The 24,110-nt window shown below is 48.2% G+C and carries 26 protein-coding genes and 6 tRNA genes; 7 read left to right on the top strand and 25 right to left on the bottom strand.

What is annotated here, in order from left to right:
* Positions 1-7: 7 nt before the first annotated feature.
* From pepN to XMD579_RS00940, 13 genes are all read right to left on the bottom strand, one after another.
* A complete protein-coding gene (gene pepN / locus XMD579_RS00880) occupies positions 8-2,611 on the bottom strand; it encodes an aminopeptidase N (RefSeq protein WP_173505859.1) in 2,604 nt (867 codons plus the stop codon).
* 11 nt (positions 2,612-2,622) lie between these two features.
* Positions 2,623-3,465: a DUF2797 domain-containing protein gene (locus tag XMD579_RS00885; RefSeq protein ID WP_173484650.1), complete on the bottom strand. Its 843-nt coding sequence runs from the start codon at positions 3,463-3,465 to the stop codon at positions 2,623-2,625.
* Positions 3,458-3,727 carry a YeaC family protein gene (locus tag XMD579_RS00890; protein ID WP_173480573.1) on the bottom strand — a complete coding sequence of 90 codons (270 nt, stop codon included), beginning with the start codon at positions 3,725-3,727 and terminating at the stop codon, positions 3,458-3,460. Before XMD579_RS00890 ends, XMD579_RS00885 begins: the two co-directional genes overlap by 8 nt.
* Before the next feature lie 80 nt (positions 3,728-3,807).
* Positions 3,808-4,668 carry a rhomboid family intramembrane serine protease gene (locus XMD579_RS00895; protein ID WP_173480572.1) on the bottom strand — a complete coding sequence of 287 codons (861 nt, stop codon included), beginning with the start codon at positions 4,666-4,668 and terminating at the stop codon, positions 3,808-3,810.
* Positions 4,668-5,630, bottom strand: a complete 963-nt coding sequence (locus tag XMD579_RS00900; protein WP_173483293.1) for a metallophosphoesterase — start codon at positions 5,628-5,630, stop codon at positions 4,668-4,670. Before XMD579_RS00900 ends, XMD579_RS00895 begins: the two co-directional genes overlap by 1 nt.
* Before the next feature lie 2 nt (positions 5,631-5,632).
* Positions 5,633-6,517: an NAD(+) kinase gene (locus XMD579_RS00905; protein WP_173480570.1), complete on the bottom strand. Its 885-nt coding sequence runs from the start codon at positions 6,515-6,517 to the stop codon at positions 5,633-5,635.
* Positions 6,518-6,613: 96 nt separating this feature from the next.
* Entirely contained in the window at positions 6,614-7,528 is a 915-nt protein-coding gene (locus XMD579_RS00910; protein WP_173505660.1) for a 1-aminocyclopropane-1-carboxylate deaminase/D-cysteine desulfhydrase, read from the bottom strand.
* Between the two features lie 16 nt (positions 7,529-7,544).
* Positions 7,545-7,620, bottom strand: a tRNA-Val gene (locus XMD579_RS00915).
* A gap of 198 nt (positions 7,621-7,818) precedes the next feature.
* Positions 7,819-7,895: transfer RNA gene (locus tag XMD579_RS00920), tRNA-Asp, on the bottom strand.
* A gap of 4 nt (positions 7,896-7,899) precedes the next feature.
* A tRNA-Val gene (locus tag XMD579_RS00925) sits at positions 7,900-7,975 on the bottom strand.
* Between the two features lie 196 nt (positions 7,976-8,171).
* A tRNA-Asp gene (locus XMD579_RS00930) sits at positions 8,172-8,248 on the bottom strand.
* Between the two features lie 4 nt (positions 8,249-8,252).
* Positions 8,253-8,328, bottom strand: a tRNA-Val gene (locus XMD579_RS00935).
* A 117-nt stretch (positions 8,329-8,445) separates the two neighbouring features.
* Positions 8,446-8,522 (bottom strand) — tRNA-Asp (locus XMD579_RS00940).
* A 169-nt stretch (positions 8,523-8,691) separates the two neighbouring features.
* On the opposite strand from XMD579_RS00940, the gene XMD579_RS00945 reads away from it, so the two are divergent.
* The gene (locus XMD579_RS00945; protein ID WP_173480568.1) at positions 8,692-9,249 is read left to right on the top strand and encodes a SecY-interacting protein Syd; all 558 of its coding nucleotides are present in this window, start codon (positions 8,692-8,694) and stop codon (positions 9,247-9,249) included.
* A 21-nt stretch (positions 9,250-9,270) separates the two neighbouring features.
* Here XMD579_RS00945 and XMD579_RS00950 read toward each other — a convergent pair whose 3' ends face one another.
* Both XMD579_RS00950 and msrB read right to left on the bottom strand, forming a co-directional pair.
* Positions 9,271-9,942: a DNA-3-methyladenine glycosylase I gene (locus tag XMD579_RS00950; protein ID WP_173480567.1), complete on the bottom strand. Its 672-nt coding sequence runs from the start codon at positions 9,940-9,942 to the stop codon at positions 9,271-9,273.
* Complete coding sequence (gene msrB / locus XMD579_RS00955) at positions 9,942-10,340, bottom strand: peptide-methionine (R)-S-oxide reductase MsrB (RefSeq protein WP_173480566.1); 399 nt, start codon at positions 10,338-10,340, stop codon at positions 9,942-9,944. Before msrB ends, XMD579_RS00950 begins: the two co-directional genes overlap by 1 nt.
* A 163-nt stretch (positions 10,341-10,503) precedes the next feature.
* Between msrB and XMD579_RS00960 the strand changes: the two genes are divergently transcribed.
* The 3 genes from XMD579_RS00960 (at position 10,504) to htpX (ending at position 13,146) form a co-directional block, all read left to right on the top strand.
* Positions 10,504-11,718, top strand: a complete 1,215-nt coding sequence (locus XMD579_RS00960; RefSeq protein WP_173480565.1) for a pyridoxal phosphate-dependent aminotransferase — start codon at positions 10,504-10,506, stop codon at positions 11,716-11,718.
* 91 nt (positions 11,719-11,809) lie between these two features.
* A complete protein-coding gene (locus XMD579_RS00965; RefSeq protein WP_173480564.1) occupies positions 11,810-12,178 on the top strand; it encodes a hypothetical protein in 369 nt (122 codons plus the stop codon).
* Positions 12,179-12,258: 80 nt separating this feature from the next.
* Positions 12,259-13,146, top strand: coding sequence for a protease HtpX (htpX, locus tag XMD579_RS00970; protein WP_173505661.1), 888 nt, complete (start codon positions 12,259-12,261; stop codon positions 13,144-13,146).
* On the opposite strand, the gene XMD579_RS00975 is transcribed toward htpX, so the two are convergent.
* Positions 13,143-14,255, bottom strand: coding sequence for an ATP-NAD kinase family protein (locus XMD579_RS00975; protein WP_173480562.1), 1,113 nt, complete (start codon positions 14,253-14,255; stop codon positions 13,143-13,145). The two genes, htpX and XMD579_RS00975, sit on opposite strands and share 4 nt — an antisense overlap.
* Positions 14,252-15,409: a 4-phosphoerythronate dehydrogenase gene (locus tag XMD579_RS00980; RefSeq protein ID WP_173505662.1), complete on the bottom strand. Its 1,158-nt coding sequence runs from the start codon at positions 15,407-15,409 to the stop codon at positions 14,252-14,254. The genes XMD579_RS00975 and XMD579_RS00980 overlap by 4 nt, the downstream gene beginning before the upstream one ends.
* A gap of 162 nt (positions 15,410-15,571) precedes the next feature.
* Between XMD579_RS00980 and XMD579_RS00985 the strand changes: the two genes are divergently transcribed.
* The 3 genes from XMD579_RS00985 to XMD579_RS00995 are packed head-to-tail and all read left to right on the top strand — an operon-like array spanning position 15,572 to position 17,052.
* Entirely contained in the window at positions 15,572-16,009 is a 438-nt protein-coding gene (locus tag XMD579_RS00985; protein ID WP_173480560.1) for a hypothetical protein, read from the top strand.
* Entirely contained in the window at positions 16,006-16,590 is a 585-nt protein-coding gene (locus XMD579_RS00990) for an SCO family protein (RefSeq protein WP_173505663.1), read from the top strand. Before XMD579_RS00985 ends, XMD579_RS00990 begins: the two co-directional genes overlap by 4 nt.
* 9 nt (positions 16,591-16,599) lie before the next feature.
* Entirely contained in the window at positions 16,600-17,052 is a 453-nt protein-coding gene (locus tag XMD579_RS00995; RefSeq protein WP_173480558.1) for a copper chaperone PCu(A)C, read from the top strand.
* Positions 17,053-17,056: 4 nt separating this feature from the next.
* Here the strand turns inward: XMD579_RS00995 and XMD579_RS01000 are convergent, their stop codons facing one another.
* From XMD579_RS01000 to XMD579_RS01035, 8 genes are all read right to left on the bottom strand, one after another.
* Complete coding sequence (locus XMD579_RS01000; protein WP_173505664.1) at positions 17,057-17,566, bottom strand: hypothetical protein; 510 nt, start codon at positions 17,564-17,566, stop codon at positions 17,057-17,059.
* Complete coding sequence (locus XMD579_RS01005) at positions 17,554-18,105, bottom strand: elongation factor P hydroxylase (RefSeq protein WP_173480556.1); 552 nt, start codon at positions 18,103-18,105, stop codon at positions 17,554-17,556. Before XMD579_RS01005 ends, XMD579_RS01000 begins: the two co-directional genes overlap by 13 nt.
* Before the next feature lie 109 nt (positions 18,106-18,214).
* The gene (locus XMD579_RS01010) at positions 18,215-18,427 is read right to left on the bottom strand and encodes a cold-shock protein (protein WP_173480555.1); all 213 of its coding nucleotides are present in this window, start codon (positions 18,425-18,427) and stop codon (positions 18,215-18,217) included.
* Positions 18,428-18,805: 378 nt separating this feature from the next.
* The gene (locus XMD579_RS01015) at positions 18,806-21,001 is read right to left on the bottom strand and encodes a YgiQ family radical SAM protein (protein ID WP_173505665.1); all 2,196 of its coding nucleotides are present in this window, start codon (positions 20,999-21,001) and stop codon (positions 18,806-18,808) included.
* Between the two features lie 78 nt (positions 21,002-21,079).
* Positions 21,080-21,772 carry an ABC transporter permease gene (locus XMD579_RS01020; RefSeq protein WP_173480553.1) on the bottom strand — a complete coding sequence of 231 codons (693 nt, stop codon included), beginning with the start codon at positions 21,770-21,772 and terminating at the stop codon, positions 21,080-21,082.
* Positions 21,769-22,488 carry an ABC transporter permease gene (locus XMD579_RS01025; protein ID WP_254443723.1) on the bottom strand — a complete coding sequence of 240 codons (720 nt, stop codon included), beginning with the start codon at positions 22,486-22,488 and terminating at the stop codon, positions 21,769-21,771. Before XMD579_RS01025 ends, XMD579_RS01020 begins: the two co-directional genes overlap by 4 nt.
* A 20-nt stretch (positions 22,489-22,508) precedes the next feature.
* Complete coding sequence (locus XMD579_RS01030; protein ID WP_169450310.1) at positions 22,509-23,246, bottom strand: ABC transporter substrate-binding protein; 738 nt, start codon at positions 23,244-23,246, stop codon at positions 22,509-22,511.
* Positions 23,247-23,273: 27 nt separating this feature from the next.
* Positions 23,274-24,056, bottom strand: a complete 783-nt coding sequence (locus XMD579_RS01035) for an ABC transporter ATP-binding protein (protein WP_173480552.1) — start codon at positions 24,054-24,056, stop codon at positions 23,274-23,276.
* Between the last annotated feature and the right edge of the window lie 54 nt (positions 24,057-24,110).

The following is a 24,110-nucleotide window of genomic DNA, read 5'->3' on the forward strand; positions in this document are numbered from 1 at the left end:
ACTCCTATTACACCAAGCTCTTACTGACGACTTCATAAACATCGGGCGACAGCGCCTTCTGCTTCATGATGCGTTCCAGTTGAGCTCTCATTAACTTTTGCTTATCACTAGTATAGCGCTTCCAGCGAGTTAAAGGCGTTAACATTCGCGATGCAATTTGAGGGTTCTGCTCATTCAAGCGAATGATCCAATCAGCCAAGTATTGGTAACCCGAGCCATCCGGCGCATGGAATTGAACTGGGTTTGCACTGGCAAAAGCACCAATCAGACTGCGCAGTTTATTGGGGTTTTTTGCATCAAATAGCTCATCGTTTTCAAGTGCTTTAACTCGATCCAGAGCGCCCTCTTTGGAGTCACAGGCCTGCAGTGAGAACCAACTGTTCATCACCAGCGCTTCACCTGACCACTGCTGCTTGAATGCCGCAAGCGCCTGTTTAGCTGCTTGGGCATCTTCAGAGTGAACCAGTGCCGCCAGTGCAGACTGTTGATCGGTCATATTATCAGCGCTGTTGAACTGCTCCATTGCTAACTCAATGGCGCCTTCATAGTTAGCCGCGATCAGGTAACTCAAGGCTAAATTTTTCAGACTGCGCTTAGCCACTTGATCTGCAGTTGGTTGGTAAGCCTCTTTAGAGGTGCAACGCTGATAGACTGCCAACCACTCTGGTGCTAGGGCTTTGCCTAGGGCTTTGACAAAAGCTTTACGAGTCGCGTGAATCGCTTCAACGTCAATGACCTCAGCTAATTCACTCAGATAGGCTTCGCTCGGCAAGGTGCATAACTTAGCGAGCATCGCCTCATCTAAGGACTCATCTTCCAGTAACGCTCGCCAAGCATCTAAAAGCGCTGCGTTGGATTCGACCGCCGCACCCGCAATGCCTGCTTGCAGTTTGTTCACTAAGTAGCGCTGTCCCGACTCCCAACGGTTAAAGCCGTCAGTATCAAAACGCATCAGATGCAGCAGTTGCTCATCCGTGTAGTTAAAACGCAACTTAATCGGTGCTGAGAAGCCGCGAAGCAGAGACGGAGTTGGCTGTTCAGAAAGGCCTTCGAAACTAATGCTCTGTACCTCTTCCGTAAGTTCCAAAACACCTGAAGAGAGTTCCGTCCCCTCCTGTGTGAGCAGTCCAAAACGGATGGGCATATGGAAGGGTGCTTTATGATCTTGACCTGGAGTGCTTGGGCAGCTCTGTTTAAAGGTCAGCTGGTAGGTTCCTGATGCAGCATCCCACTGATCAGAGACCTCAACCACAGGAGTACCTGCTTGGGAATACCAGCGTTTAAACTGTGTTAAGTCGCGTCCTGAAGCCTCTTCCATCGCGGCCACAAAGTCATCCGTCGTAACGGCCTGGCCATCATGACGATCAAAGTAGAGATCCGTCCCTTTTCTGAAGGTCTCTTCACCCAAAAGCTGATGGATCATGCGCACCACTTCTGCGCCTTTCTCATAGACGGTCAGCGTGTAAAAGTTTGAGATCTCGATAAACGATTCCGGTCTCACCGCATGCGCCATGGGGCCAGCGTCTTCAGCAAATTGTGCCGTTCTCAGCAGTGTCACATCTTCGATTCGCTTCACGGTTCGCGAGTTCATATCGGCCGAGAACTCCGCATCACGAAAGACGGTAAAGCCCTCTTTAAGACTTAACTGGAACCAGTCACGACAGGTGACACGGTTGCCTGACCAGTTATGGAAGTACTCATGAGCAACCACCGCCTCTACTCGCTGAAACCCAAGGTCTGTAGTGGTCTTTTGACTGGCTAATACACAACTGGTGTTGAAGATATTGAGGCCTTTATTCTCCATCGCACCCATGTTGAAGAAGTCGACGGCCACGATCATGTAGATATCAAGATCGTACTCACGGCCATAGACCTCTTCATCCCAGCGCATCGATCTCTTTAGGGAGTCCATCGCATAGGCAAGCTTGTCGTGATCTTTAGGTTCAGCAAAAATTTGCAGCTGAACTTCACGTCCAGAGGCTGTTGTGAACTGATCTTCAATGCAGCTTAAATCACCCGCCACTAAAGCAAACAGGTAGGCGGGTTTGGGGTGTGGATCCTGCCAAGTAGCCCAATGACGTCCGTCATCAGTGACCCCTTTATCAACGGCATTACCGTTTGATAGCAACACGGGATACTGTTCGGGATCAGCAATGATGGTTGTCTCAAACAGGGACATCACATCAGGGCGATCAAGGTAATAGGTGATGCGTCTAAAGCCCTCTGCCTCACATTGGGTACAGAAGACACCATCCGAACGGTAGAGACCCTCCAATGCAGTGTTCAGCTGTGGCTGAATGCGACAGAGCGTTTGCAGAGTAAATTTATCAGGAACAACCTCAATCGTCAGTGACTCATCCGTGACCTTATACTCGCCTTCAGGCACCTGTTGGTCATTAATGCAGATTCGTTTGAGCTGAAGGTCTTTATCGCCATTTAAAATCAGAGGGGCGTTGCGAAGATGAGATTCGGGGTTACGGCGCATCTGCAATGTTGCAAAGACTAACGTCTCCTCTTCATCCAATTCAAAACGAAGCGCTACTGAGTCGATCAAAAATTCAGGAACACGGTAATCTTTTAGATAAATTGTGTTGGGTTGTTCACTCAAGATTGTCTCTCCAATCACGCGAAAAATTTAATGTTGTACGCGCCAAACTTGCGCAGGTTGATCACGCCCGTATCTAACATGAGGTACTGGCCTTTAACCCCTTCTAGGATGCCCTCTACAATGGGCGTTTTATCAAAGTTAAAACTGGTTACCTTGGTGGGGTGGTTACGCACTGGGAAGTTAATTTCAACGACCTCTGCATCCAGCTTACGGATCGCATCGCCAGATTGAGCACTGATGAGCTGTTGCAAGGGCTCATCACAGAGTTCAAACAGACGATCGCGCTCCTGTTTCAGATCAAGAGGCAGAACATCGCCTTTCAACATGGCACGCCAATTGGTTTTATCGGCCACCTGTTTAGCAAATATCGTTTCAACAAGACCTGACTGCAGGCGGTTATCGACCTCCATAATCGGAAGTGCTTGCACAGCACCCTGATCAATCCAGCGAGTCGGGATCTGGGTTTGGCGAGTAATGCCCACCTTGAGCCCTGAAGAGTTGGCAAGATAGACGATATGCGGGGCAAAACAGTTCTTCAAACCCCAGCTTTCATCACGACAGGTTCCTTCGGCAAAGTGACAGGTTTCAGGCTTAACGATACAGGTGTCACAGCCCGGAAGTTTTTTGAAACAGGGGTAACAGAAACCTTGATTGAAACTTTTATTGGATTTACGACCACAGGAGAGGCAGTTGATTTGTCCGATGTATTCAAGGCGAATGGGTTGGCCAATAAAATCATTCACTAACGGACCAGCCTCGCCGTTCAGGGATAGCTCATAACGGACAGGAGAGTCGAGATGCACTCGCATCTTCTCCAATATACCCTCTGCTCGCAGCGATAAAGCGTCATTAGTCATCGGTTAGGATTCTCAACACGTCAGGCTGCATTGGATCCGAACCATGCTGTTTTCCATCAGGACGAGTACGATCGATGAAACCTACACGCTGATCCTCTGGAATATCACGCGCCACCTCATAGGCAATGACCGCACGCATACTGGTCTCACGCTGTTCAGGAGATAGTTTTTCACCATTGGGCCATTTACCAATTTCAACGGCCACTTTGAGCGCCTGATAGACATCAGGCGTCATGGTTTCGATCATTTTTTCGTAATTCAAACCGCTACCCATTCATTCAAATTTCAAGCGTTCAGAATACCATAGAGAGGATCGTTTGAGAGGGCTTTTGATACTGGCTTTTAAGAGGATTTGGGCAGCCAAACTCGGCTAATCAGTGCGAAGGCCAAACCCGACAGCAGACCGGCCAAATGAGCGGTATTAGCAATAGCCCCTAAACCTATGAATTCCAGCGCTCCGGTATATCCCAGAGCCAACCAAAAAATCATGAACCCAAACAGCGCTTTAGGGAGCCTAAACAATGGCCTACTGCTCAATTGATCCCATAACCAGGTGTAACCCAACACAGCAAAGACGACACCAGAGAGGCCACCAAAGAGCGGGCCCGTCACCCAAAACTGAGCCAGATTAGAGAGAGCTGCCGAGAAAAGCACCAGCAGCAAGAAGTGGGTCGTCCCCTGAAGGCGCTCTATCGAACCACCGATCATCCAGACCCAAAGCAGGTTAAACAAGATATGTAGCAGAGAGAAGTGCATAAACATCGGAGTCCAAATCCGCCACAACTCTCCCGATGAGAGCATAGTACTCAGTGTGTGATACTCAATCTGGCTGGAGCTGAGTGTAAAGTCGGCAAAACTGAATCTCACCATCCAGCTGGCATTGCCACCGAAATCGATGAGCAGCGTGATGATGGCCGATAGGAAAATCAGTAAAGCCGTCGCAGGCAGTTGTTTTAGCTCTGAAATTTTAAAGGGGGATCGGCTTTTAGGGTTGTGAACTTGCACATTGATGCTAGCGAGATCCCCACCCTCTCGCCAATATTGAAAGAGTTCGAGGACTTTTTCGCGGTTAATGTGGGCCGCAACAAAGAGTGTTTGGCTGTCACCCTCTTCCACCACCCGATGAGGAATGGCGTTAGCCCATAAAAATTGGGTGAACTCTGTTAGATCGACCGTTAGATCGGTTTTAACCACAGGAACCACTAGCGCGGGAACTCCGCATCGACATCGACCCAGATGAACTTGCTGCTATCGAGCGTCTTTTCACCATCGAATCGGTAGGCCACCAACTTACCGTATTTAACCGCACTGTAATCTAGGCAGGCGATGTTATCGGCAACCGGTTTAGGTTCACCTTCACACCAGTAGTGGCCGATAAACAGTGGCCGCTCATCGCGCGAATAGAACTGCAGATCCACGTAATCAGCGGGTGTTAGCTCGGTACGAGCTATATGCTCCGGCAAAGGATCAGGTTGAAACACCACATCCCCCATTCGTTTAGGCTCTTGCGCCCAGAAACGAGTTCTGAAGAAGTGGCGTCTAAATCCATCTTTGCTGATCATCACTTCATTGTTGGGCAGTCGCAAATGGGTGCCACGGGTCAATCGATCCATGACCAAGAACTCAAAACTGTGCGGTTTGACAGAGTTCAAAAGAAATTGCTTATCCACGACTGGAGCAGAACCTACTCGCTCTTTTAAACGGTTGATCAAGGTTGAGTGCCAACAGGCATGCACCACTCGCAGATCATCATGCTCGATGAACAGTGGAATCGACTCAATCCAATCCAACAGCTCTTGTTCATCCGATTGACGATGAGCAAATTGATCTAAAGTCTCTTGAACAATGCGTTGGTGTCTGGGCGTGTGCTCACGAAGAAAGTCACCACTACCATCACCCTTAGGCGTTTTATAACAATAGTAGTTGTATTCGTGGTTACCCATGACAATTTCGGCGCCCGACTTTTCCACCATGGCCCGAACGATCTCATAGGTCTCAACAATGCGTGGACCACGATCGATTACATCACCGAGGAAAATAACGCGGCGGTTAGGGTGACGGTATGCACCATCAATTTCCCTGTATCCCATGCGGTTGAGCAGAAGCTTTAAACTCTCGCCGCAGCCGTGGATATCGCCAATTAAATCTATACCCTGTCTCTGCAAAACTACTTATCCCAGAGCTTTGAGCTCCAACCGAGCTTGGTCCGGCAGGTGCTGTAAAAATCGTAGTTTTCTGGGTGGAGCAGGCGCAGCTTTTGTGGCTTCTTACTGATCGTCACGGTATCACCAGGCGCCAAAGCGATGTTACTTTGGCCATCACAGGCTACGGACGGGTATGTTTCATTATTTTCACTGATCACCAGTTTCAGCTCAGAGTTACCGTCTACCACAATTGGGCGGCTTGATAGTGTATGCGGGAACATTGGAACTAAGACCAACGCGTCCAGTTTAGGGTGCATCAGAGGACCACCGGCTGACAGTGAGTAGGCGGTAGATCCTGTTGGTGTTGCGACGATCAAACCATCTGAACGCTGGGTGTAGACATACTGACCTTCAATCCAGAGTTCAAACTCAATCATTCGAGTCGCTTTACCTGGGTGCAACACACAGTCGTTAAGGGCCGTTGTCTCGGCGATGGGTTCGCCATTGCGCTTCACGGTGACATCCAGCAAGAAACGCTTATCAACTACGTAGTGGCCTTCTAGAACCTGATCGACCATCTCTTCGATCTCTTCAGGTTTAATATCCGTTAGGAAGCCAAGATTACCGCGGTTAACACCCAACACAGGCACATTTGACGACGCCAATGAGCGTGCAGCCCCAAGCAGACTTCCGTCACCACCCACTACGATCACAAGATCAGCCACTTCGCCCATCAGCTTTTGCGGCGAGACCTGCAGACCATGGCCAGGCATTAGCTCTGAAATCTTATCGTCAATGACAATGTTCAAATGACGCTGCTCAAGAAAGCGAATGAGCTGCTTCATGGTATCGATGACTTTTTTACTTCCTAAGCGGCCTATAAGACCAATATTGCGAAATTGATACATACCCTGTGCGTTTCCCTGCGGATATCAATGAATGATTAGACAGCAGTATAAAGCTTGTAGAGGGAGAACGTTAGCCGACCTAGGTGTTAAAAGCCGTTAAAAAGGGAGAGGGCCGACAAACTCATTTGCCAGACGGTTGATACGTTCTTGCTGAGCCCTAAGACCTTGCAAACCTCCGGTATGAACCATCAGTAGACGCTTCCCTGTTAAACGATGCTTGAGATACTGACGATTCAGATAGTGGAATACTCGCAAGGTATAGATTGGGTCTAGCAGTAGACCTAGAATCTGAGCTCGAACCTGAGTGGCCGCTAGTTCAGCAGTCACCTTGCCATAGCGTTGCTGCAGAGCCACCTCAATAGACCACTGCACGGATTGCTCCGTTTGAAGATGACCTGCTTGTGTCAGCAGCTCACTGACACGTTCATTTAGGTCGGCGAGGCTTCCTAGAGCAGACAACCCAATCAGCTCGACTCCATCAGGCGCTCCAGCGACTAAACCCGCCAAAGTTCCCCCAGATCCCACCGCCACATAGACCTGATCGTAGACGCGATTCTGCAAACAGGCTTGATGCCAGATAGAGGCACAGCCTTCGACGGCGCTATGATTACTTCCCCCTTCCGGTATCCAGTAGGGATTGATTAACTGATATTGATCCGCCAGCGACTGAGTAGGCTTTTCACGATAGGTGTCACGATCGATGAATATCAACTGCATGCCGCAGGCTTTAGCATCCTCAAGTGTTGGTGTGGATTGAGGTTCACCGCGAATAAAACCAACCGACTTAAGCCCTAGATTCTGTGCCGCGTAGGCCAGTGCGTGAATATGGTTGGAGTGAGGACCTCCAAAGCTGGCCACTAGATCACCAAGGTTGAGTTTAGAGAGATTAGGGAGCAGTTTGAACCACTTATTGCCCGAAATCAGACGATCAGTTTGATCTAGACGCAATAAATCAAAACTAAAGCCGTTAGGTAGATTTATAGTTTCGATAGAGATTGAAGGTATCTGCATGAATCAGAACTCGATATGGTGGGCGAAGAGGGGTTCGAACCCCCGACCCTCTGCTTGTAAGGCAGATGCTCTCCCAACTGAGCTATTCGCCCATATCGTAGGCGTGTGCTAATTCGTTGGAGCATTGTCATCGACGATGCGATGAATCGCGACCTTTTCAAGATCGCTCCAACAAAAGCTGCAGAATCAGAGAACTGCGAACTCGTAAATGGCGGAACGGACGGGACTTAGCGACCCTGAACATCCCACATGAGCTGACAGGCAGGTATTCTAACTTGTCAATCTCAAAATGGCGGAACGGACGGGACTCGAACCCGCGACCCCCTGCGTGACAGGCAGGTATTCTAACCAACTGAACTACCGCTCCGTTATGGTGGGCGAAGAGGGGTTCGAACCCCCGACCCTCTGCTTGTAAGGCAGATGCTCTCCCAACTGAGCTATTCGCCCATAACGGTGGCTTACGCCGTATCTGTAGGAGCATTGTCGAAGACGATGCGAAAATCGCGACCTTTACAAGATCGCTCCTACAAGATGTGCAGAATTAGAGGACTGCAATCTCATAAATGGCGGAACTCACGGGACTTAGCGGCCCTTGAATTCTTAAGAGCTGACAGGCAGGTATTCTAACCTGTAAGTTCTTAAATGGCGGAACGGACGGGACTCGAACCCGCGACCCCCTGCGTGACAGGCAGGTATTCTAACCAACTGAACTACCGCTCCGTTATGGTGGGCGAAGAGGGGTTCGAACCCCCGACCCTCTGCTTGTAAGGCAGATGCTCTCCCAACTGAGCTATTCGCCCATAACGGTGGCTTACGCCGTATCTGTAGGAGCATTGTCGAAGACGATGCGAAAATCGCGACCTTTGCAAGATCGCTCCTACAAGAAGTGCAGAATTAGAGGACTGCAATCTCATAAATGGCGGAACGGACGGGACTCGAACCCGCGACCCCCTGCGTGACAGGCAGGTATTCTAACCAACTGAACTACCGCTCCAGCAGTAACTGAGCATTGCTGCTCAAGAACAGGGTGCGAATTTTAATGGCTTTTCGATCAGAGTCAAACCTTTATCCGATATTTTTCTAAAAAATAGCGATTTTTTTAAACCAAACTGAAGGTTGATTATTTGTTAACCTACGCGCTGGATAAATTAGAGAGAAATGACATGTCCGCCGTTACCGCTCAATTGACTCGCCTCTTCGACGAATTCAAAACCGAATGCAAACAACAGGGTAATCCAACACTTCTGGTTGAAGAGGATTGGTTGAGCCCTGCACTGCTGCCAGGCTATGAGGTTGACCAAGAGTCTGAGTGGTTACCCAGCCCTATCAATAACTCGACTCTGGACATGTTTGAGCGACTTTCAGAAGCTCTAGAGATAGAGATTCCCCAATCGATCATTGATTACTACACCAGTTATTGGTCACAACCCATCTTAGCAACCCATACCGAGGGCGAATTAAGTCTCATCTTTGTCTGGAACCCTGAGGATCTGGAGCGCTTAAGAGAGAACCTCATTGGCCATGCTCTGAACAAAAGACGCTTGCGACAAAACATCAGCTTCTTCTTTGCTACTACTGAACCGGATGGCGATCAGATTCTTTCGGTGGAGAGCGACACAGGTCGTGTGCTTCTAGAGAAGCCAGGACAGAAAAAGTTCAGTGTCATTGCTGAAGATCTAGAGAGCTTTCTCAGCCAGGTGAATTGTATCCATCACCAGTGACCCAACTGATTAGGAGATCGATTAACCAATCGACCTAGCCAAAAGACGACTGATTTGGCACAGATCAACGCCAGATTCGCTACGCCACTGGTTAAATGCTTCTTGAACCAGAAGTAGATCACGTTTAGCCGAGGGACGCTTATCAACAACGCCCTGCGCCTTTAACGCGACCACTACATCATCTGTCAGGACTGGACTGTCGCGACCGACAATTCGAAGTGCATAGGCTCCTGAGTTACCACCCAACTGTGATCCCTCTTTTTTCAGATAGGCCCATAAGCCAACGACGGTGTCCTCGACCGGCCAATCAGCCAAAAACTGACCAAAGCTACCCTGTTTTTGACTGACCTCATGAATCATCAAAGCGTTGATACGAGTTGCTTTAATTTTTCCAAAGTGGCGAATGAGATCCCTGTTCTGCATTAAGGCATCAAGGTGATCATCACTCATCAACGAGACCTTTTCAGGATCGAAACCAAAGAATGCTTTCTCAAAAGCGGGCCACTTACCGTCCACTAACGAGCGCTTGAGCCCTGCACAGAAGATACGCCAGGTCATCGCCGACAATATACGATCGTCCGGTGTTGCCATAAGTTCTGTCCGATTAGCCGCCCGTGGACCCAGCAGCTCGGCATCGCTCCAATCGGGGTAAAAATGCTTAGCCTGTTGCAGAAGGTGTGAAAAAGGTTTCATCAGTGATCCGGTTCAAAGTTAAGAGATGCAGAGTTAACACAGTAGCGAACACCGGTTGGCTGTGGACCATCGGGGAATATATGCCCCAAATGAGATCCACACTGACTGCAGGTGATTTCTGTACGCACCATACCATGTGAATGGTCGGGATGCTGATCCACCCTACCCTCACCCAACTCATCAAAGAAGCTAGGCCAACCACATCCAGAATCATATTTCAGAGAGCTATCAAAGAGTTCAGCATCACAGCATTTACAGCGATAAAGACCTGATCGCTTCTCATCAAAATAGGCCCCAGTGAAAGCGCGCTCTGTCCCTTTCTGGCGACATATGTAGAACTCTTCAGGTGACAATTTATCTCGCCAGTACTCATCGTCTTTTAAATCATCATATTGCATTGTGAAAAACCTCTCTAAGAGCTCGGTAAACTCTATACCCAAACCGAGCAAAGTCGTATAGTTACAACTAACACGGTTTGCTTATCAACACGTTGGTAGTACGACGTATTCTACTCAAATCGATCCCCTTTAAATTAATCTCCCCGTGAGAAGAGCTCTACCGATGTCTCAGATTAGAAAGTCCAACAAACTCAACAATGTATGTTACGACATTCGTGGACCTGTCCTTCAAGAAGCAAAACGCTTGGAAGAGGATGGCCACAAAATTTTAAAACTGAATATCGGTAACCCGGCCCCATGGGGCTTCGATGCCCCTGACGAGATTGTTCAAGACGTAATCTACAACTTGCCAAGCGCGCAGGGCTATTGTGATTCAAAAGGGCTGTTTGCAGCTCGTAAAGCGGTCATGCAGGAGTCACAACGCAAAGGCATCAAAGATGTCACCATTGAAGATATCTACATTGGGAACGGTGTCTCAGAGCTGATCGTGATGGCAATGCAGGGGCTTCTCAACGATAACGACGAGATGTTAATCCCTGCACCAGACTATCCGCTATGGACCGCAGCCGTCAGCCTAGCAGGGGGTACACCGGTTCACTATCAGTGTGACGAGGAGCGCGAGTGGTTCCCAAATATAGAGGATATTCGCAGCAAAATTTCTGAGCACACCCGTGGGATAGTAGTGATCAACCCCAACAACCCAACTGGTGCGCTGTACCCAGAATCGGTCCTTAAAGAGATTATCGAATTAGCGCGTGAACACAATCTGATCATCTTTGCTGACGAGATCTACGATAAAATTCTTTACGACGAAGCGAAACACACCTCGATCGCATCACTGACAGATGATGTGTTGGTCTGTACGTTTAACGGATTATCCAAGACTTACCGTGCGGCGGGCTTCCGTTCAGGTTGGATGTTTATAAGTGGTCCTAAGCACACGGCAACCGACTACATCGAAGGCTTAGAGATGCTGGCGAACATGCGTCTGTGTGCAAACGTACCGGCGCAGAATGCCATTCAAACCGCGCTAGGCGGTTACCAATCGATCAATGAACTGATTGTTCCTGGTGGTCGCCTATGCGATCAGCGAGATATCGCCTACAAGATGCTAAATGAGATCCCCGGTGTCAGCTGCGTTAAACCCAAAGGTGCAATGTACTGTTTTGTGAAGTTAGATCCCGAGATCCATCCCATCAGCAACGATGAGAAATTCGCACTGGATCTACTTCAGCAGCAAAAGGTGCTCATTGTGCATGGTAGCGGTTTCAACCTTCCGGATACTCAGCACTTTAGGATTGTATTTTTACCGGAACCAAGACTCTTGGAAGATGCCATCTCTAGAATTGGCACCTTCCTGAAAACCTACAAACAGTAACCCGAGCTCTACGGAATGGAGCCATGTCGTATCACTGTCACAATTCGTGACTATAGTTCGGCTACAGTGCGACTAACTAACAGGAGTAGTTATGTTTTTAAAGATCAAAAAAGATCGCGGTATTAAGATGAACCACAACGGCATGGATAAGAAGCTGGTTGTGGACATCACATCAAACTTTCTAATCAACATGGCGCACATTGGTGAGATCTCTTTCTACTCACAACATGAACCGCGCCAGCGCGTTGACCTAGCGGGACACTCATTTACTCAACCGGCAGGCACTCTGGTCATTCACTTGCAAATGGCTCACACCTACGCATCGATGACCGGTGATAGTCGTGAAGGGATCAACCGCGTGCGTGAAAAGGTCTACTACAAACTCTATTTCGCACCAGAGAACATCGACTCTTACCAAGAGTTGCGTAACGCCATCGAAGCTCGCGTCGTTAACCTTTAAGAGTTCACCTTTAAGGTTGAATTTAGGTTGCTTCGCCACAATTTGTGTTAATAGATAAATTGTTTGAGGAAGCAACCTAAATGCTCAGAATAATCCTTTTCTTAGCGACCAACCTTGCCATCATTCTGGTGGCCAGCTTGACGCTCAACATCCTTGGCGTTGGTCCATACCTAACATCGAACGGCCTAGACCTTGGCGCTCTACTAGCCTTTTGTGCAGTGTTTGGTTTTGCCGGTTCATTCATCTCTCTGTTTATCTCGAAATGGATGGCGAAGAGAACAACGGGCACCCAAATCATTGAGCAACCTCGCAATGCCGAGGAGAAATGGCTGGTTGAAACGGTGGCTGAACTGGCTCAAAAAGCCGGCATTGGCATGCCAGAAGTGGGGGTATTCCCATCCAATTCAGCTAATGCCTTTGCGACTGGATGGAATAAGAACAACGCACTGGTTGCGGTCAGTAGCGGTCTTTTATCGCGATTCAAAGCCGATGAAGTGAAAGCGGTGCTAGCACACGAGGTAGGTCACGTTGCGAATGGCGACATGGTTACTCTGTCGTTGATTCAAGGGATTATCAATACCTTTGTGATGTTCTTAGCTCGTATCGTCGGTTACGCCGTTGATAGCTTCTTGCGCCGTGGCGATAACTCAGGCGGTGTTGGTATAGGCTTTTACATCGCGACCTTTATCGCTGAGATGGTCTTTGCCGTATTTGCTCATATGATTGTGGCTTGGTTCTCGCGTCGCCGTGAGTTCCGGGCAGATGAAGCGGGTGCAGACCTAGCGAGCAAGCAGGGCATGATTAATGCTTTGCAAAGACTGCAGGCTGAATCGGGTCAAGCGCAAGAGCTATCCGGACAGCTCACGGCCTTTGGCATCAGCAGCATCAAGAAGCAGGGCTTTATGGAGATGTTTGCGAGCCACCCTCCTCTAGCAGCTCGTATTGAGGCTCTGCAAAACCGCCGTTAAATTCCGACTCGGTAGATAACTGCGTCTCGATAACCGGTGTGCACCGCCACCACACCGGTTAGTTTTCGATCCAGCTCTGGGTCACCACTGTCAATAATAAGCGGGCGCCCATTAAGTCCGACGATTTTAGAGCGTGTCGCAACGACATAGAGACCCGGTAGACCTACCTTTTGAATCAGCTGCGGGCTCAACTGTTGATTACCGCGACCAAGAAGATGCCCCTGCCCGCCAATCGGTGTGATGACAATCTTGAAAGGCGCATCCCCCACTAGCTCAAGTAACTGCTGTGCTGAACAATCACTAGCGACAACCTCTCCATCTTTAATAAGATCGGTACCCAACAGCGTATTTTCGAGTCCCAACTCATCCATGATCGCCGCGACGGTTGTGCCGGATCCCATCACATAGAGAAGTTCGGGATCCATCTGCTCAACAAAATCGGCCGCGATATCAGCGACTACAAGCTCTTCAACCTCTTTGCCGCCCTCTTTCACAGACTGCACATACTGATGCTCTGCAGGCACAAGCAGTTCGCCATAATATTTTGCACGAACTCGGCCCTGCCTAAACTCAGACTCATCAATATCGCGAACCTCAGCCTGCTCCATGCGAACCAGACGCCCTTCGATAAGATCAGTAATTAATGACCCTGCTAGCGAAGGGGTCAGGGTATAGACGCCTGAATGAATCTTCACACCCGCCGGAACGCCAAGGACAGGCACCTGTTGCCCAATGGCTTCATAAATATTGCGTGCCGTACCGTCACCACCCGCAAACAGAATGAGATCGACACCCTCGTCAACCATTGCTCTAGCAGCGATCAACGTATCCTCTGCACTGGTCGGCCAGTGCTGCGGTGAACCTAAGACAAGGCACTCTAACTTTAACTCTTTAATTGACTCTTCACCCATGGCACCGCCCCAGGTAAACAGCTCAATTTGATCACTCTTTATGGCCTCAAGGGCGTGACGCATTTTGACCGGAGCAAGCTGCTGAGCACCTCGGCTTAAAGCCTCATCTCTGATCGCTTCACCATCACTCCCTTTCAATGCAACACTGCCACCAATACCGGCATAAGGGTTGACCAATACGCCTAAGCGAAACTTCATACCTGCACCTCATCCACCTTAAACCCTAAAGCTGCAAGCTGAACTTTCATCGCGCCTGTCGTCTGACCGGTCAGCTTCAGCGATGAAAACTCTCGACGCACCGGGTAACTCTTTCTCAATTGATCAAAGGCTTTAGGTTGATTTTCCGCAGGGGTCAAAGAGTCCATAAAACGCTGATGATCCTCTTTTATGGAGTAGACAGATTGAATCACTTGCTGAACGGTTGTTTGTCGAGTTAATTCAAGCATTGGGGTTGGATAATCAACAAATAGGCTGTCGAAAGCCGCAGAAACCTCAAGACCTAAAATCTCACAGTAACGCTCATAAAGCATGTAAGTTCCGCGTAACTTACCTTCTAAACTGTAACCCGCTATATGGGGCGTACCGATCAACACACGACAGGCCAATTCACGGTCGACTGTCGGCTCCTCTTCCCACACATCCATCACCAAGGTGACGTCGGTTCTCTGCTTGGCAAAGCTTAAGAGCGCTTCACCATCGATGGTGGGCCCCCGTCCTGCATTTAAAAGCAGTGCTCCTGGAATCAGCTGCTGCAAAAGCGACTCGCCAATCAAGTGATGGGTTGCATGCTCACCGCTGTTGGTTAACGGCAGATGACAACAGACAACATCCGACTGGGCCATTAACTGCGCGAGAGGGGTATCTATAAAGGTTGGGTCCCGAAGAGCACGAGGGGGATCTGATACAAGGACATTAACCCCCAGCGCAGTTAAACGGCTAACTAACCGAGAGCCAACATTACCAGCACCGACCACCCCGTATGAGAGATTCCGTGGATCTAAGGCTCTCTGTTCGGCATATTCATAAATAGCTGCTAGCGCATAATCCACAACTGAATCGGCGTTACAGCCTGCTGCGTTAGAAAAGGGAATTGCGCGCTCAGTCAAGTAGTGAGAATCCAGATGATCCATACCTATGGTCGCCGAACCGACAAATTCTAACGGTTTAGTCTCACTCAATAACTGTGCATTAACTTGGGTAATAGAACGTACGAGAAGCGTATCAGCTTCAGCCAACTGAATGGGTTCTATTGAGCGACCCGCCACACGGCGAACTTCACCGAAGGAGGAGAACAATGTCTCAACGGCCGGCATATTCTCATCTGCAACAATGACTTTTTTGAGCTTTATCATGAACACCCCTTTTGAAGAGCTGTATTATACGGCCTATCGATAAAAGTGCGATCTGAACTGATACCACTGATCCGGTGTAAAAAGCCGTGTAAATAAACGTAAAGTTGGTTCACTGTTAGGCTCGAGCATGAAAACATACGCACAATAGAGTTAGGAATTTAAGTGACTAATCCACCTAAGCGAATCGTTATCAGTCTGTTCCTGATCAGTTCCATAGTACTTTTAACTTGGGCTTCTCAACTCTTTTTGGGACCGAAACCGGTGTCACATTGTGATATCAACAGCGGCAGATGCGAAGTCGTTAACGATGATATTCGGTACCGCTTTACACTGGGACCGATGCCAGCTCGATCTCTGAACAATATGACTCTGACGGCTGAAACTGATCTACCTGGGATCAATCGAGTTTGGGTCGATCTGCAAGGCGCCGATATGTACATGGGCGTTAACCAGTTTGAAATGGAAAAGAGTGAACACCTTTGGCAGGGACGGACTCAGTTAGCCGTCTGCACCACAGGGACGATGACCTGGCTAGCAAAGGTGATTTTTGAAACGGATTCGAAACAAGAGATTGTTGAATTGAGGTTTGATGCACGATGATGACACGCAACATAAATCTACTGATTATTGTGATGCTGATTTTGGCAGCCGTCATTGTTAGCCTGGTTTACCTAAAACCCAACAACAGTTACCAACCGGTTCAGCTGGGTGGTGAGTTTCAGGGTAAAAGTATTGATGGCGATGTGTCACTGAGTGACTTCAGAGGCAAACTGGTGCTGCTCTATTTTGGCTACACCTCTTGCCCCGATATATGCCCCACCTCTTTAACCAGTATGAAGTTTGCTTTCAATGAACTCGATGATGAGCAACTAAACCAAATTCAACCCATTTTTTACAGCGTCGACCCTGATCGGGATTCACTGGAACAGCTACAGGTCTACTCTCAGTTTTTCTCGCCTCTCATTCTTGGTATGACCGGCAGCCGTCAGCAGATCGACAGCGCGATTAAACTGTACGGGGCTTACTATCGAATGGTCGAGCAGCCTGATTCAGCGATGGGCTACACCGTCGACCACTCTTCTAAAATCTATCTAATCGATCAACAAGGTGAGTTTCTAGGAAGCGTCTCACACAACAATCCCAACCAACTTGTTGAGAAAATCCGTTCCATCTTGCAGTAGGAAACTAAGATGAAAAAACTGTTAATCGCGTCACTTTTAACCAGCACCCTTGCCCAGGCCGAGGTCGAGATTTCAGATGCGCGTGTGCGTGCTGTTCCACCGGGCCAGAAAATGACCGGCGCATTCATGGATATCAAAAACAGTGGTGCCGATCTTCAAGTGGTTTCAGCTGAGTCCTCTATCTCTAAAGTGGTCGAGCTGCATACTCATATCAAAGATGGTGAAGTGATGCGTATGCGAAAAATTCCTGCCATTGATCTGCCAGCAAACAGCACCACTCATTTGAAACCAGGCGGCCTACATGTGATGTTTATCGGACTAAAGGAGCCACTCTCCATCGATCAGACAATCGATCTGAAATTAAATTTCAGTGATGGAACTAGCCAAGCATTAGAAGTGCCCGTCAAAATGATTCAAAAGCCTGGTATGAAAAAAGAGATGAAGCACGATATGCAGCATTGATCGATCAGCACATCTTACAGCCACGGGTACGACTGTCGAAGTGGCTGTAGAGTGCTAGAAAGGCATCAACCTCTGACTCCAACACTCCCAGCAGTGCCGCTTTATAACCGTCAATATACTCCACCCGATATCCGTCTATCTCTTGAGTCACCCGATAGGATTTGAAACCGACACGATAGACCCCTGAGTAGTGTGGATAATCCATTAGAGATTGCTCTTGGTATGCCACCACTGGCCAACTCTGCTCAATTTTCAGCGCCGGCACTTTTAATGGGTTGTCGTTATGCAACGCAAGAAAGTACTGTAACTGCTCGACATGATCAAATACACCGAGCACCCACACACCTCGATCTGATTGACCCAGTTCCTGCTCACCTTCAGCGTAAAGATACTCTTTTGTCGGCAGCGTCAATCTTAGATAGTTAAAGCGATTAGTAACGCTAGCAAAGAGAGACCAGTCATCGCCTTTGGCCTGTAAAAGCCAATCGGTTGCAGTGATGCTTAACTGGCGCACGAATAACTCTCTAATTGGAACTGATCGACACTCAGAGGCTCCACAGCATAGAGTGTTCTCAGAGCTTCGCTGAGCGCTTTCAAGCGTGGGTTCATTCCATTGTCGAGCAGTTGATGCACCCTGTTAAGAACAGCCTCTTTAAAGCTATCTGAAGCTCCTAACCCTTGAGAGAGGTTATCGGCACTGAAATGAAATTTTCGACCCGCCGATACCGTTAGAATCCACTCATAAGCTTGAGGGGATACCTCCACTCGCTCAAACTCGGCTTGCTCTTCTTCTGTACGGCCATCTGGCTTGTACCAGTAACCGAAATCTTCAAGCAGTCGTCTTTTTGGACCCGCCACACACCAGTGAGCAATCTCGTGCAATGCGCTTGCAAAGAAGCCATGTGCAAAGATAATTCGATGATGAGGATAATCGGAATCGGCAGGCAAGTAGATAGGCTCCCCATCACCGCGAACCAGTTCGGTATTAAGGGATTCCAAAAAGAGAGTATTAAAACACTCAATCAGTTGATCGACTTGAGGATCGAGATCCATATCAGGCTCCAGAAAAAGACCGTTAGATTATAGTCGGGTTAAAGTCTGTAATTAATCTGACAGGCACAAAAAAAGCGCCATATGGCGCTTTTTTCTAAGAATCTTACTCTTATGCTACAACAGTTACGTTGTCAGCTTGAGGACCTTTCTGGCCCTGAGTAACCTCGAAAGTTACCTGCTGGTTTTCAGCTAGTGTACGACGACCAGTACCGTTGATAGCACGGAAGTGAACGAATACGTCTGGACCGTTCTCCTGCTGAATGAAACCAAAACCTTTCTCGTCGTTAAACCATTTAACTGTACCAGTTAGCTGCTCTGACATTTCTTGCCTCTTAATCCTGTCCCATTTAGGAACTTTAGTGCATCCCCGAGGGGAGTTATCTACCAAGTCAATGACTTGGCCTGAGTGCGACCTGTGCCGCGAACTAAATTACAAGCCTATCTTGTAACCCAGTTATTTATTAGCAGGATGAAGTGACAAAACGATGACACAACACTCAAAACTAACAAAATTAGTGCTTAGTTCAGAGTGGAAAAGGAGCAGAAGATCAGATGCGAAGTTTTACTTTCGGTGTTCCAGCCAACCCTAGGGTTAAGCTCTAGTGCAACTTGTTTCTCTGGACGTTTCAAACGCCACAACGTAAACAACTGAGTTAAGTTTAATCCAGTTAGTGCCGAATACAACTATTTTTTATCAATGTTACGCTTTTTGCCGCTTTTTAACGCTAGATGACCCTTTTTTAGCCTTACCACGAGGTGGCAAGCCTGTATGCTGAGTCAATAATCTACCTTTTTTAACACTCTTACTTTGCTTATTAACGTTCTTACGGCGCGGACTCTTATATTGATCACCCTCTGAATTGTTTGAAGGAATCAAATGATTAGGGCCATCGCCTATCAAGTCAGCACGTCCCATCGACTTCAGAGCCTCACGTAACAGCGGCCAATTTTCAGGGTCGTGGTAGCGTAGGAATGCTTTGTGTAAACGACGCTGTTTTTCACCTTTGACCGTCTCAACCCGCTCTGAAGACTTTTTGTAGCTTTGACGTTTCAGAGGGTTACGACCGGTATGGTACATGGCGGTAGCGGTCGCCATCGGTGAAGGGTAAAACGCCTGCACCTGATCCGCTTTAAAGTCATTGCGCTTTAACCAGACAGCGAGATTCATCATATCTTCGTCAGTGGTACCGGGGTGCGCAGCGATGAAGTAAGGAATCAGATACTGATCCTTCCCTGCCTCTTTAGAGAAGCGTTCAAACATCTTCTTAAACGCATCGTAAGTACCAATGCCCGGCTTCATCATATGATCGAGCGGACCTCGTTCAGTATGCTCAGGCGCGATCTTTAGATAACCACCAACATGATGGGTCACCAGCTCTTTCACGTATTCAGGGTCTTCCACAGCCAAATCGTAGCGAAGACCTGACGCAATCATCACCTTCTTCACCCCTTTTGTTTTGCGTGCTTTGCGATAAAGCTCCGTCAATGAGGAGTGATCAGTATTTAAGTTGTGGCATATCTCCGGGTAGACACAAGAGAGCTTACGACAGGACTTTTCGATCTCCGGTGACTTACAGGCAATTCGATACATATTGGCCGTTGGCCCGCCTAAATCTGAGATAACCCCTGTAAAGCCTGGGACTTTATCTCTGATCTCTTCAATCTCATTTAAAATCGATTCGTGAGAGCGATTCTGAATAATGCGCCCTTCGTGTTCTGTAATGGAGCAGAAAGTACAACCGCCAAAACAGCCGCGCATGATGTTCACCGAAAACCGAATCATCTTGTAGGCAGGGATCTCTTGCCCTTTATAGATCGGGTGTGGAACACGTGCGTAGTTAAGCCCGAAAACGAAATCCATCTCTTCAGTGGTCAATGGAATCGGAGGTGGATTCAACCACACCTCTTGATCACCATGCTGTTGGACTAACGCGCGAGCATTACCGGGATTTGTCTCTAAGTGGAGTACTCTGCTCGCATGAGCGTAGAGAACAGGATCTTTAGAGACTTTTTCAAATGGGGGAATGCGAATGACTGTTTTACTGCGATCAAGGTGCACCTTAGGTTCAATATGCAGAACCTGAACTTCATCAGCCTCAGGCTCCTCTTTGGAACCCTTTTCCAACGCACACTGTTCAAGGTCTCGGGTGTTAACATAGGGGTTGATCATTCGATCAATTTTGCCCGGTCTATCGATACGAGTGGAGTCTATCTCCATCCAGCCCTCGGGCGTATCCGTGCGAATAAAAGCGGTGCCTCGGACATCGGTCAAGTCGCCAACCGATTCGCCGGCTGACATTCGCTGAGCCACTTCAACAATGGCACGTTCAGCATTACCGTAGAGCAATATATCCGCCCTGGAGTCGAGCAGTATTGAGCGACGAACTTTGTCTTGCCAGTAGTCATAATGAGCAATACGACGCAGTGACGCTTCGATACCTCCCAATACAATGGGAACCTCTTTATAAGCTTCTCGACAGCGCTGGCTGTAGACAATGCTGGCACGATCAGGTCGGCTACCGGCTTTACCACCCGGCGTATAGGCATCATCAGAACGAATTTTACGATCGGCCGTATAACGGTTGATCATAGAATCCATGTTACCCGCCGCAACACCAAAGAATAAGCGAGGCTTACCCAATACTTTAAAGGCCTCAGCACTCTGCCAATCTGGCTGAGCAATAATACCTACCTTGAAACCCTGCGACTCCAGCAGACGGCCAATGATGGCCATACCAAACGATGGATGATCAACATAGGCATCACCGGTCACGATAATGATGTCACACTGGTCCCAACCCAACTTCTTCATCTCAGCTTTAGACAGCGGCAAAAACGGTGCGTACGGAGCATCGTTACGCTGAGCAATCGAGGTGATTGTTGGAGTGGCTTGCATGATCAATCCAGAGATCTAATGAGTATGGTGAAATTATACGTGAGAGCAGTTAGAAGATCTGCTCAGAATCGATAAAAGTTATCGCGGGTATTGATAGCGATTTAGCCAGCGCTCAATAAACCGGAACGCCAAAATAAATAGCGCAGCGATAGCAAGATACAACATACCTGCCGCAAAAAAGATCTCCAGCGGGGTATAAGTACGAGCAATAATGGTTCTCGCCATACCCGTAAGATCCAACAGAGTAATGGTTGAGGCGAGCGCACTACCCTTCAACATCAGAATTAACTCATTCCCGTAAGCAGGAAGCACAATACCGAAAGCACGAGGCAGGACGATACGTCGTATCTGAACCAGTTTCGACATACCAAAAGCCTCTGCAGCTTCAATCTCCCCCTTTGGAATAGACTGGATTGCACCACGAACAAGCTCAGCACTGTACGCTGCAGTGTTCAGCGTTAACGCTATCAGTGCACACCAGAAGGGTTCACTGAAAATTTCCCAAAGGGATGTATTTCGAATGAGATCAAACTGAGCTGAGCCATAGTAGATCAAAAATATTTGGACCAATAACGGCGTGCCACGGAAGAAATAGATGTATGCCCAAGGAAGCGCAGAAACTAAGCGATTTTTAGAGGCACGCATCAGCGCAAGAGGCACTGCAATCGCTAGCCCCGTTAAGGCTGAATAGAGAACCAATTCTAGTGTTAACCAAACGCCATCAAAGAGGCGTGGAAAATATTCCCAGATCACATCCCATGACCAGTTCATGCTGCAACCCTCTTCTCAGCAGGATTTGATGCGCGCTCAAGATAAGTAGTTATCAAAGTAGATATTGCCGTGAGACCAAGATAGATCAGTGCGGCTGCCATGTAGAAAGTGAACGGCTCTTTTGTAGACCCCGTCGCAACGTAGGCCTGTCGCATAATGTCGTTCAAACCAACAACAGAGACGAGTGCGGTATCTTTTAGAAGTACTTGGAAAAGGTTGCCAAGACCTGGCAGCGCAAGACGCCAAACCTGGGGCAGAATAATTCGATAGAAGGTCGTCAGGCGAGGCAAGCCCAAAGCATAGGCTGACTCCCACTGGCCCTTCGGGAGCGCTTGAATAGCCGCTCGAAAAACTTCAGTAGCGTAGGCACCAAATGCAATAGAGAGCGCCGTGACACCCGCTGCAAAAGCACCCACCTCTATGTAATCTGTATAACCAAAACGCTCTGCGATAGCCATCAACAGAATCGAGCCACCAAAGTAGATAGTGAGCACTAAAAGCAGTTCCGGTATTCCACGAATCAGCGTTGTGTATCCGGTTGCTAACCAGCGAAGTGGCGCAATCGAGGATAGTTTCGCAGAGGCACCAGCAAGCCCAATAATAAGGCCAAAAAATAGGCTAGCGAGCGCAAGCTGAATAGTTATCCAGGCACCCTCCCAAAGAAGGTGACCGAAGCCGTGAAGATCAAACATAGAGTAAGATATTGGCTGCGCCATTTAGGCACAGCCTGTCCCGATTAGTAGATCGAGAAAGGGAAGTACTTAGCGTTGATTTTCGCGTAAGTACCGTTATCAACAATCGCTTGAAGTGCTTTGTTGAACTTCTCTTTTAGAGCATCGTTTTTACGAATTGCGATACCGATCTTATCGTCGATGTCGATATCCTGGCCTTTGAACTCAAAGCCTTTGCCGTCATCAGTTCGTAGCCAGTCGTATGCTGGGAACTTATCTGACAGCATGCCATCAAGACGGCCGGCAGCAAGGTCTAAGTATGCGTTATCTTGAGTATCGTACAGTTTTACGCTCGCGCTTCCTGACATGTTGTCTTCAAGGTACTGGCCAGCGATAGTCGCACGCTGCGCACCAAGCGTTTTACCCTTCATGTCACCCATAGACTGACCTTTAGGACCCACGTAAGCGAGAACGTTTGAGTAGTATGGGTTAGTGAAGTCGACAACTTTTAGACGCTCTTCTGTGATCGACATTGATGCGATGATTGCATCGTACTTACGGCTCATAAGACCAGGAATAATACCGTCCCAATCCTGTGCCACTAGCGTACAGTCTGCTTTCATTTCAGCACAAAGTGCATTAGCGATATCTACGTCAAAGCCCTGAAGCTGACCTTTGTCATCGACCATATTGAAAGGCGCGTATGCACCTTCAGTAGCGATACGGATTTTATCGCCTGCGAAAGCTGAAGAGGCTGCAACAGCACTCAAAGTAAGACCAACGACGAGGTTTTTTAATTTCATTATTTTCTCCTATTAGGATCTACTGTCCTATTGATGACTCGACATAAAGGCCTTCACCCTTGCAGATGAAGGATTTTCGAATAGTTTCTCTGGTGTTCCCTGCTCTTCGATATGTCCTTCATGAAGAAAGACAACCTGGCTCGAAACATCACGTGCGAAGCGCATTTCATGGGTTACTATCAGCATAGTGCGTCCCTGTGAGGCCAGATCCCGCATGACCGCCAGCACTTCATTGACCAACTCAGGATCAAGCGCTGAAGTTGGCTCATCGAACAATAACAGCTGTGGATCCATCGCTAAAGCACGTGCTATCGCAATACGCTGCTGCTGGCCACCTGAAAGATGACTAGGATAGGCATCAATCTTATCTACGAGACCGACCTGCTCTAGGATCAGTTTTGCCTGCCCCACCGCCTCATCTTTAGACTGTTTTAAAACTTGAATGGGAGCTTCTGTAATATTCTCTAACACAGTACGGTGCGGCCAGAGATTAAAGTTCTGGAATACAAAACCGATACGCGAACGCATATTTTCAAGCTGCTTTCGACTTTTAGCCTGCAACTCGCCACTCTTAGATGGCACCAACTCAAGTTTCTCATCCCCAAGATAGATCTCACCCTTGCTTGGATTTTCAAGCAGGTTAATACAACGCAGTAGCGTACTCTTACCCGAGCCACTCGAACCGAGAATAGAGATCACATCGCCATCTTTCGCCTCCAGTGAGACCCCTTTGATAACGTTCAGGGATCCGTAGGATTTATGAATATCGATCATGCGAAGCGCAGTAGCGGGTTGTGAATCTTGAGACATTAAAACTTAACCAAACAGTCATGTAATCAAGGGACTTTAGCGAGAATAGTGACA

Origin of the sequence: Marinobacterium sp. xm-d-579 (assembly GCF_013282935.1) — a bacterium.
GTDB lineage: Bacteria > Pseudomonadota > Gammaproteobacteria > Pseudomonadales > Balneatricaceae > Marinobacterium_E.

Bases quoted from the DNA above. Each gene is read 5' to 3' on its own strand.
- XMD579_RS00885 (WP_173484650.1), bottom strand. From the start codon at position 3,465: ATGACTAATGACGCTTTATCGCTGCGAGCAGAGGGTATATTGGAGAAG.
- XMD579_RS00905 (WP_173480570.1), bottom strand. From the start codon at position 6,517: ATGTATCAATTTCGCAATATTGGTCTTATAGGCCGCTTAGGAAGTAAA.
- XMD579_RS00910 (WP_173505660.1), bottom strand. From the start codon at position 7,528: ATGCAGATACCTTCAATCTCTATCGAAACTATAAATCTACCTAACGGC.
- XMD579_RS00945 (WP_173480568.1), top strand. From the start codon at position 8,692: ATGTCCGCCGTTACCGCTCAATTGACTCGCCTCTTCGACGAATTCAAA.
- XMD579_RS00950 (WP_173480567.1), bottom strand. From the start codon at position 9,942: ATGAAACCTTTTTCACACCTTCTGCAACAGGCTAAGCATTTTTACCCC.
- msrB (WP_173480566.1), bottom strand. From the start codon at position 10,340: ATGCAATATGATGATTTAAAAGACGATGAGTACTGGCGAGATAAATTG.
- XMD579_RS00960 (WP_173480565.1), top strand. From the start codon at position 10,504: ATGTCTCAGATTAGAAAGTCCAACAAACTCAACAATGTATGTTACGAC.
- XMD579_RS00965 (WP_173480564.1), top strand. From the start codon at position 11,810: ATGTTTTTAAAGATCAAAAAAGATCGCGGTATTAAGATGAACCACAAC.
- htpX (WP_173505661.1), top strand. From the start codon at position 12,259: ATGCTCAGAATAATCCTTTTCTTAGCGACCAACCTTGCCATCATTCTG.
- XMD579_RS00975 (WP_173480562.1), bottom strand. From the start codon at position 14,255: ATGAAGTTTCGCTTAGGCGTATTGGTCAACCCTTATGCCGGTATTGGT.
- XMD579_RS00980 (WP_173505662.1), bottom strand. From the start codon at position 15,409: ATGATAAAGCTCAAAAAAGTCATTGTTGCAGATGAGAATATGCCGGCC.
- XMD579_RS00990 (WP_173505663.1), top strand. From the start codon at position 16,006: ATGATGACACGCAACATAAATCTACTGATTATTGTGATGCTGATTTTG.
- XMD579_RS00995 (WP_173480558.1), top strand. From the start codon at position 16,600: ATGAAAAAACTGTTAATCGCGTCACTTTTAACCAGCACCCTTGCCCAG.
- XMD579_RS01005 (WP_173480556.1), bottom strand. From the start codon at position 18,105: ATGGATCTCGATCCTCAAGTCGATCAACTGATTGAGTGTTTTAATACT.
- XMD579_RS01010 (WP_173480555.1), bottom strand. From the start codon at position 18,427: ATGTCAGAGCAGCTAACTGGTACAGTTAAATGGTTTAACGACGAGAAA.
- XMD579_RS01015 (WP_173505665.1), bottom strand. From the start codon at position 21,001: ATGCAAGCCACTCCAACAATCACCTCGATTGCTCAGCGTAACGATGCT.
- XMD579_RS01020 (WP_173480553.1), bottom strand. From the start codon at position 21,772: ATGAACTGGTCATGGGATGTGATCTGGGAATATTTTCCACGCCTCTTT.
- XMD579_RS01025 (WP_254443723.1), bottom strand. From the start codon at position 22,488: ATGGCGCAGCCAATATCTTACTCTATGTTTGATCTTCACGGCTTCGGT.
- XMD579_RS01030 (WP_169450310.1), bottom strand. From the start codon at position 23,246: ATGAAATTAAAAAACCTCGTCGTTGGTCTTACTTTGAGTGCTGTTGCA.
- XMD579_RS01035 (WP_173480552.1), bottom strand. From the start codon at position 24,056: ATGTCTCAAGATTCACAACCCGCTACTGCGCTTCGCATGATCGATATT.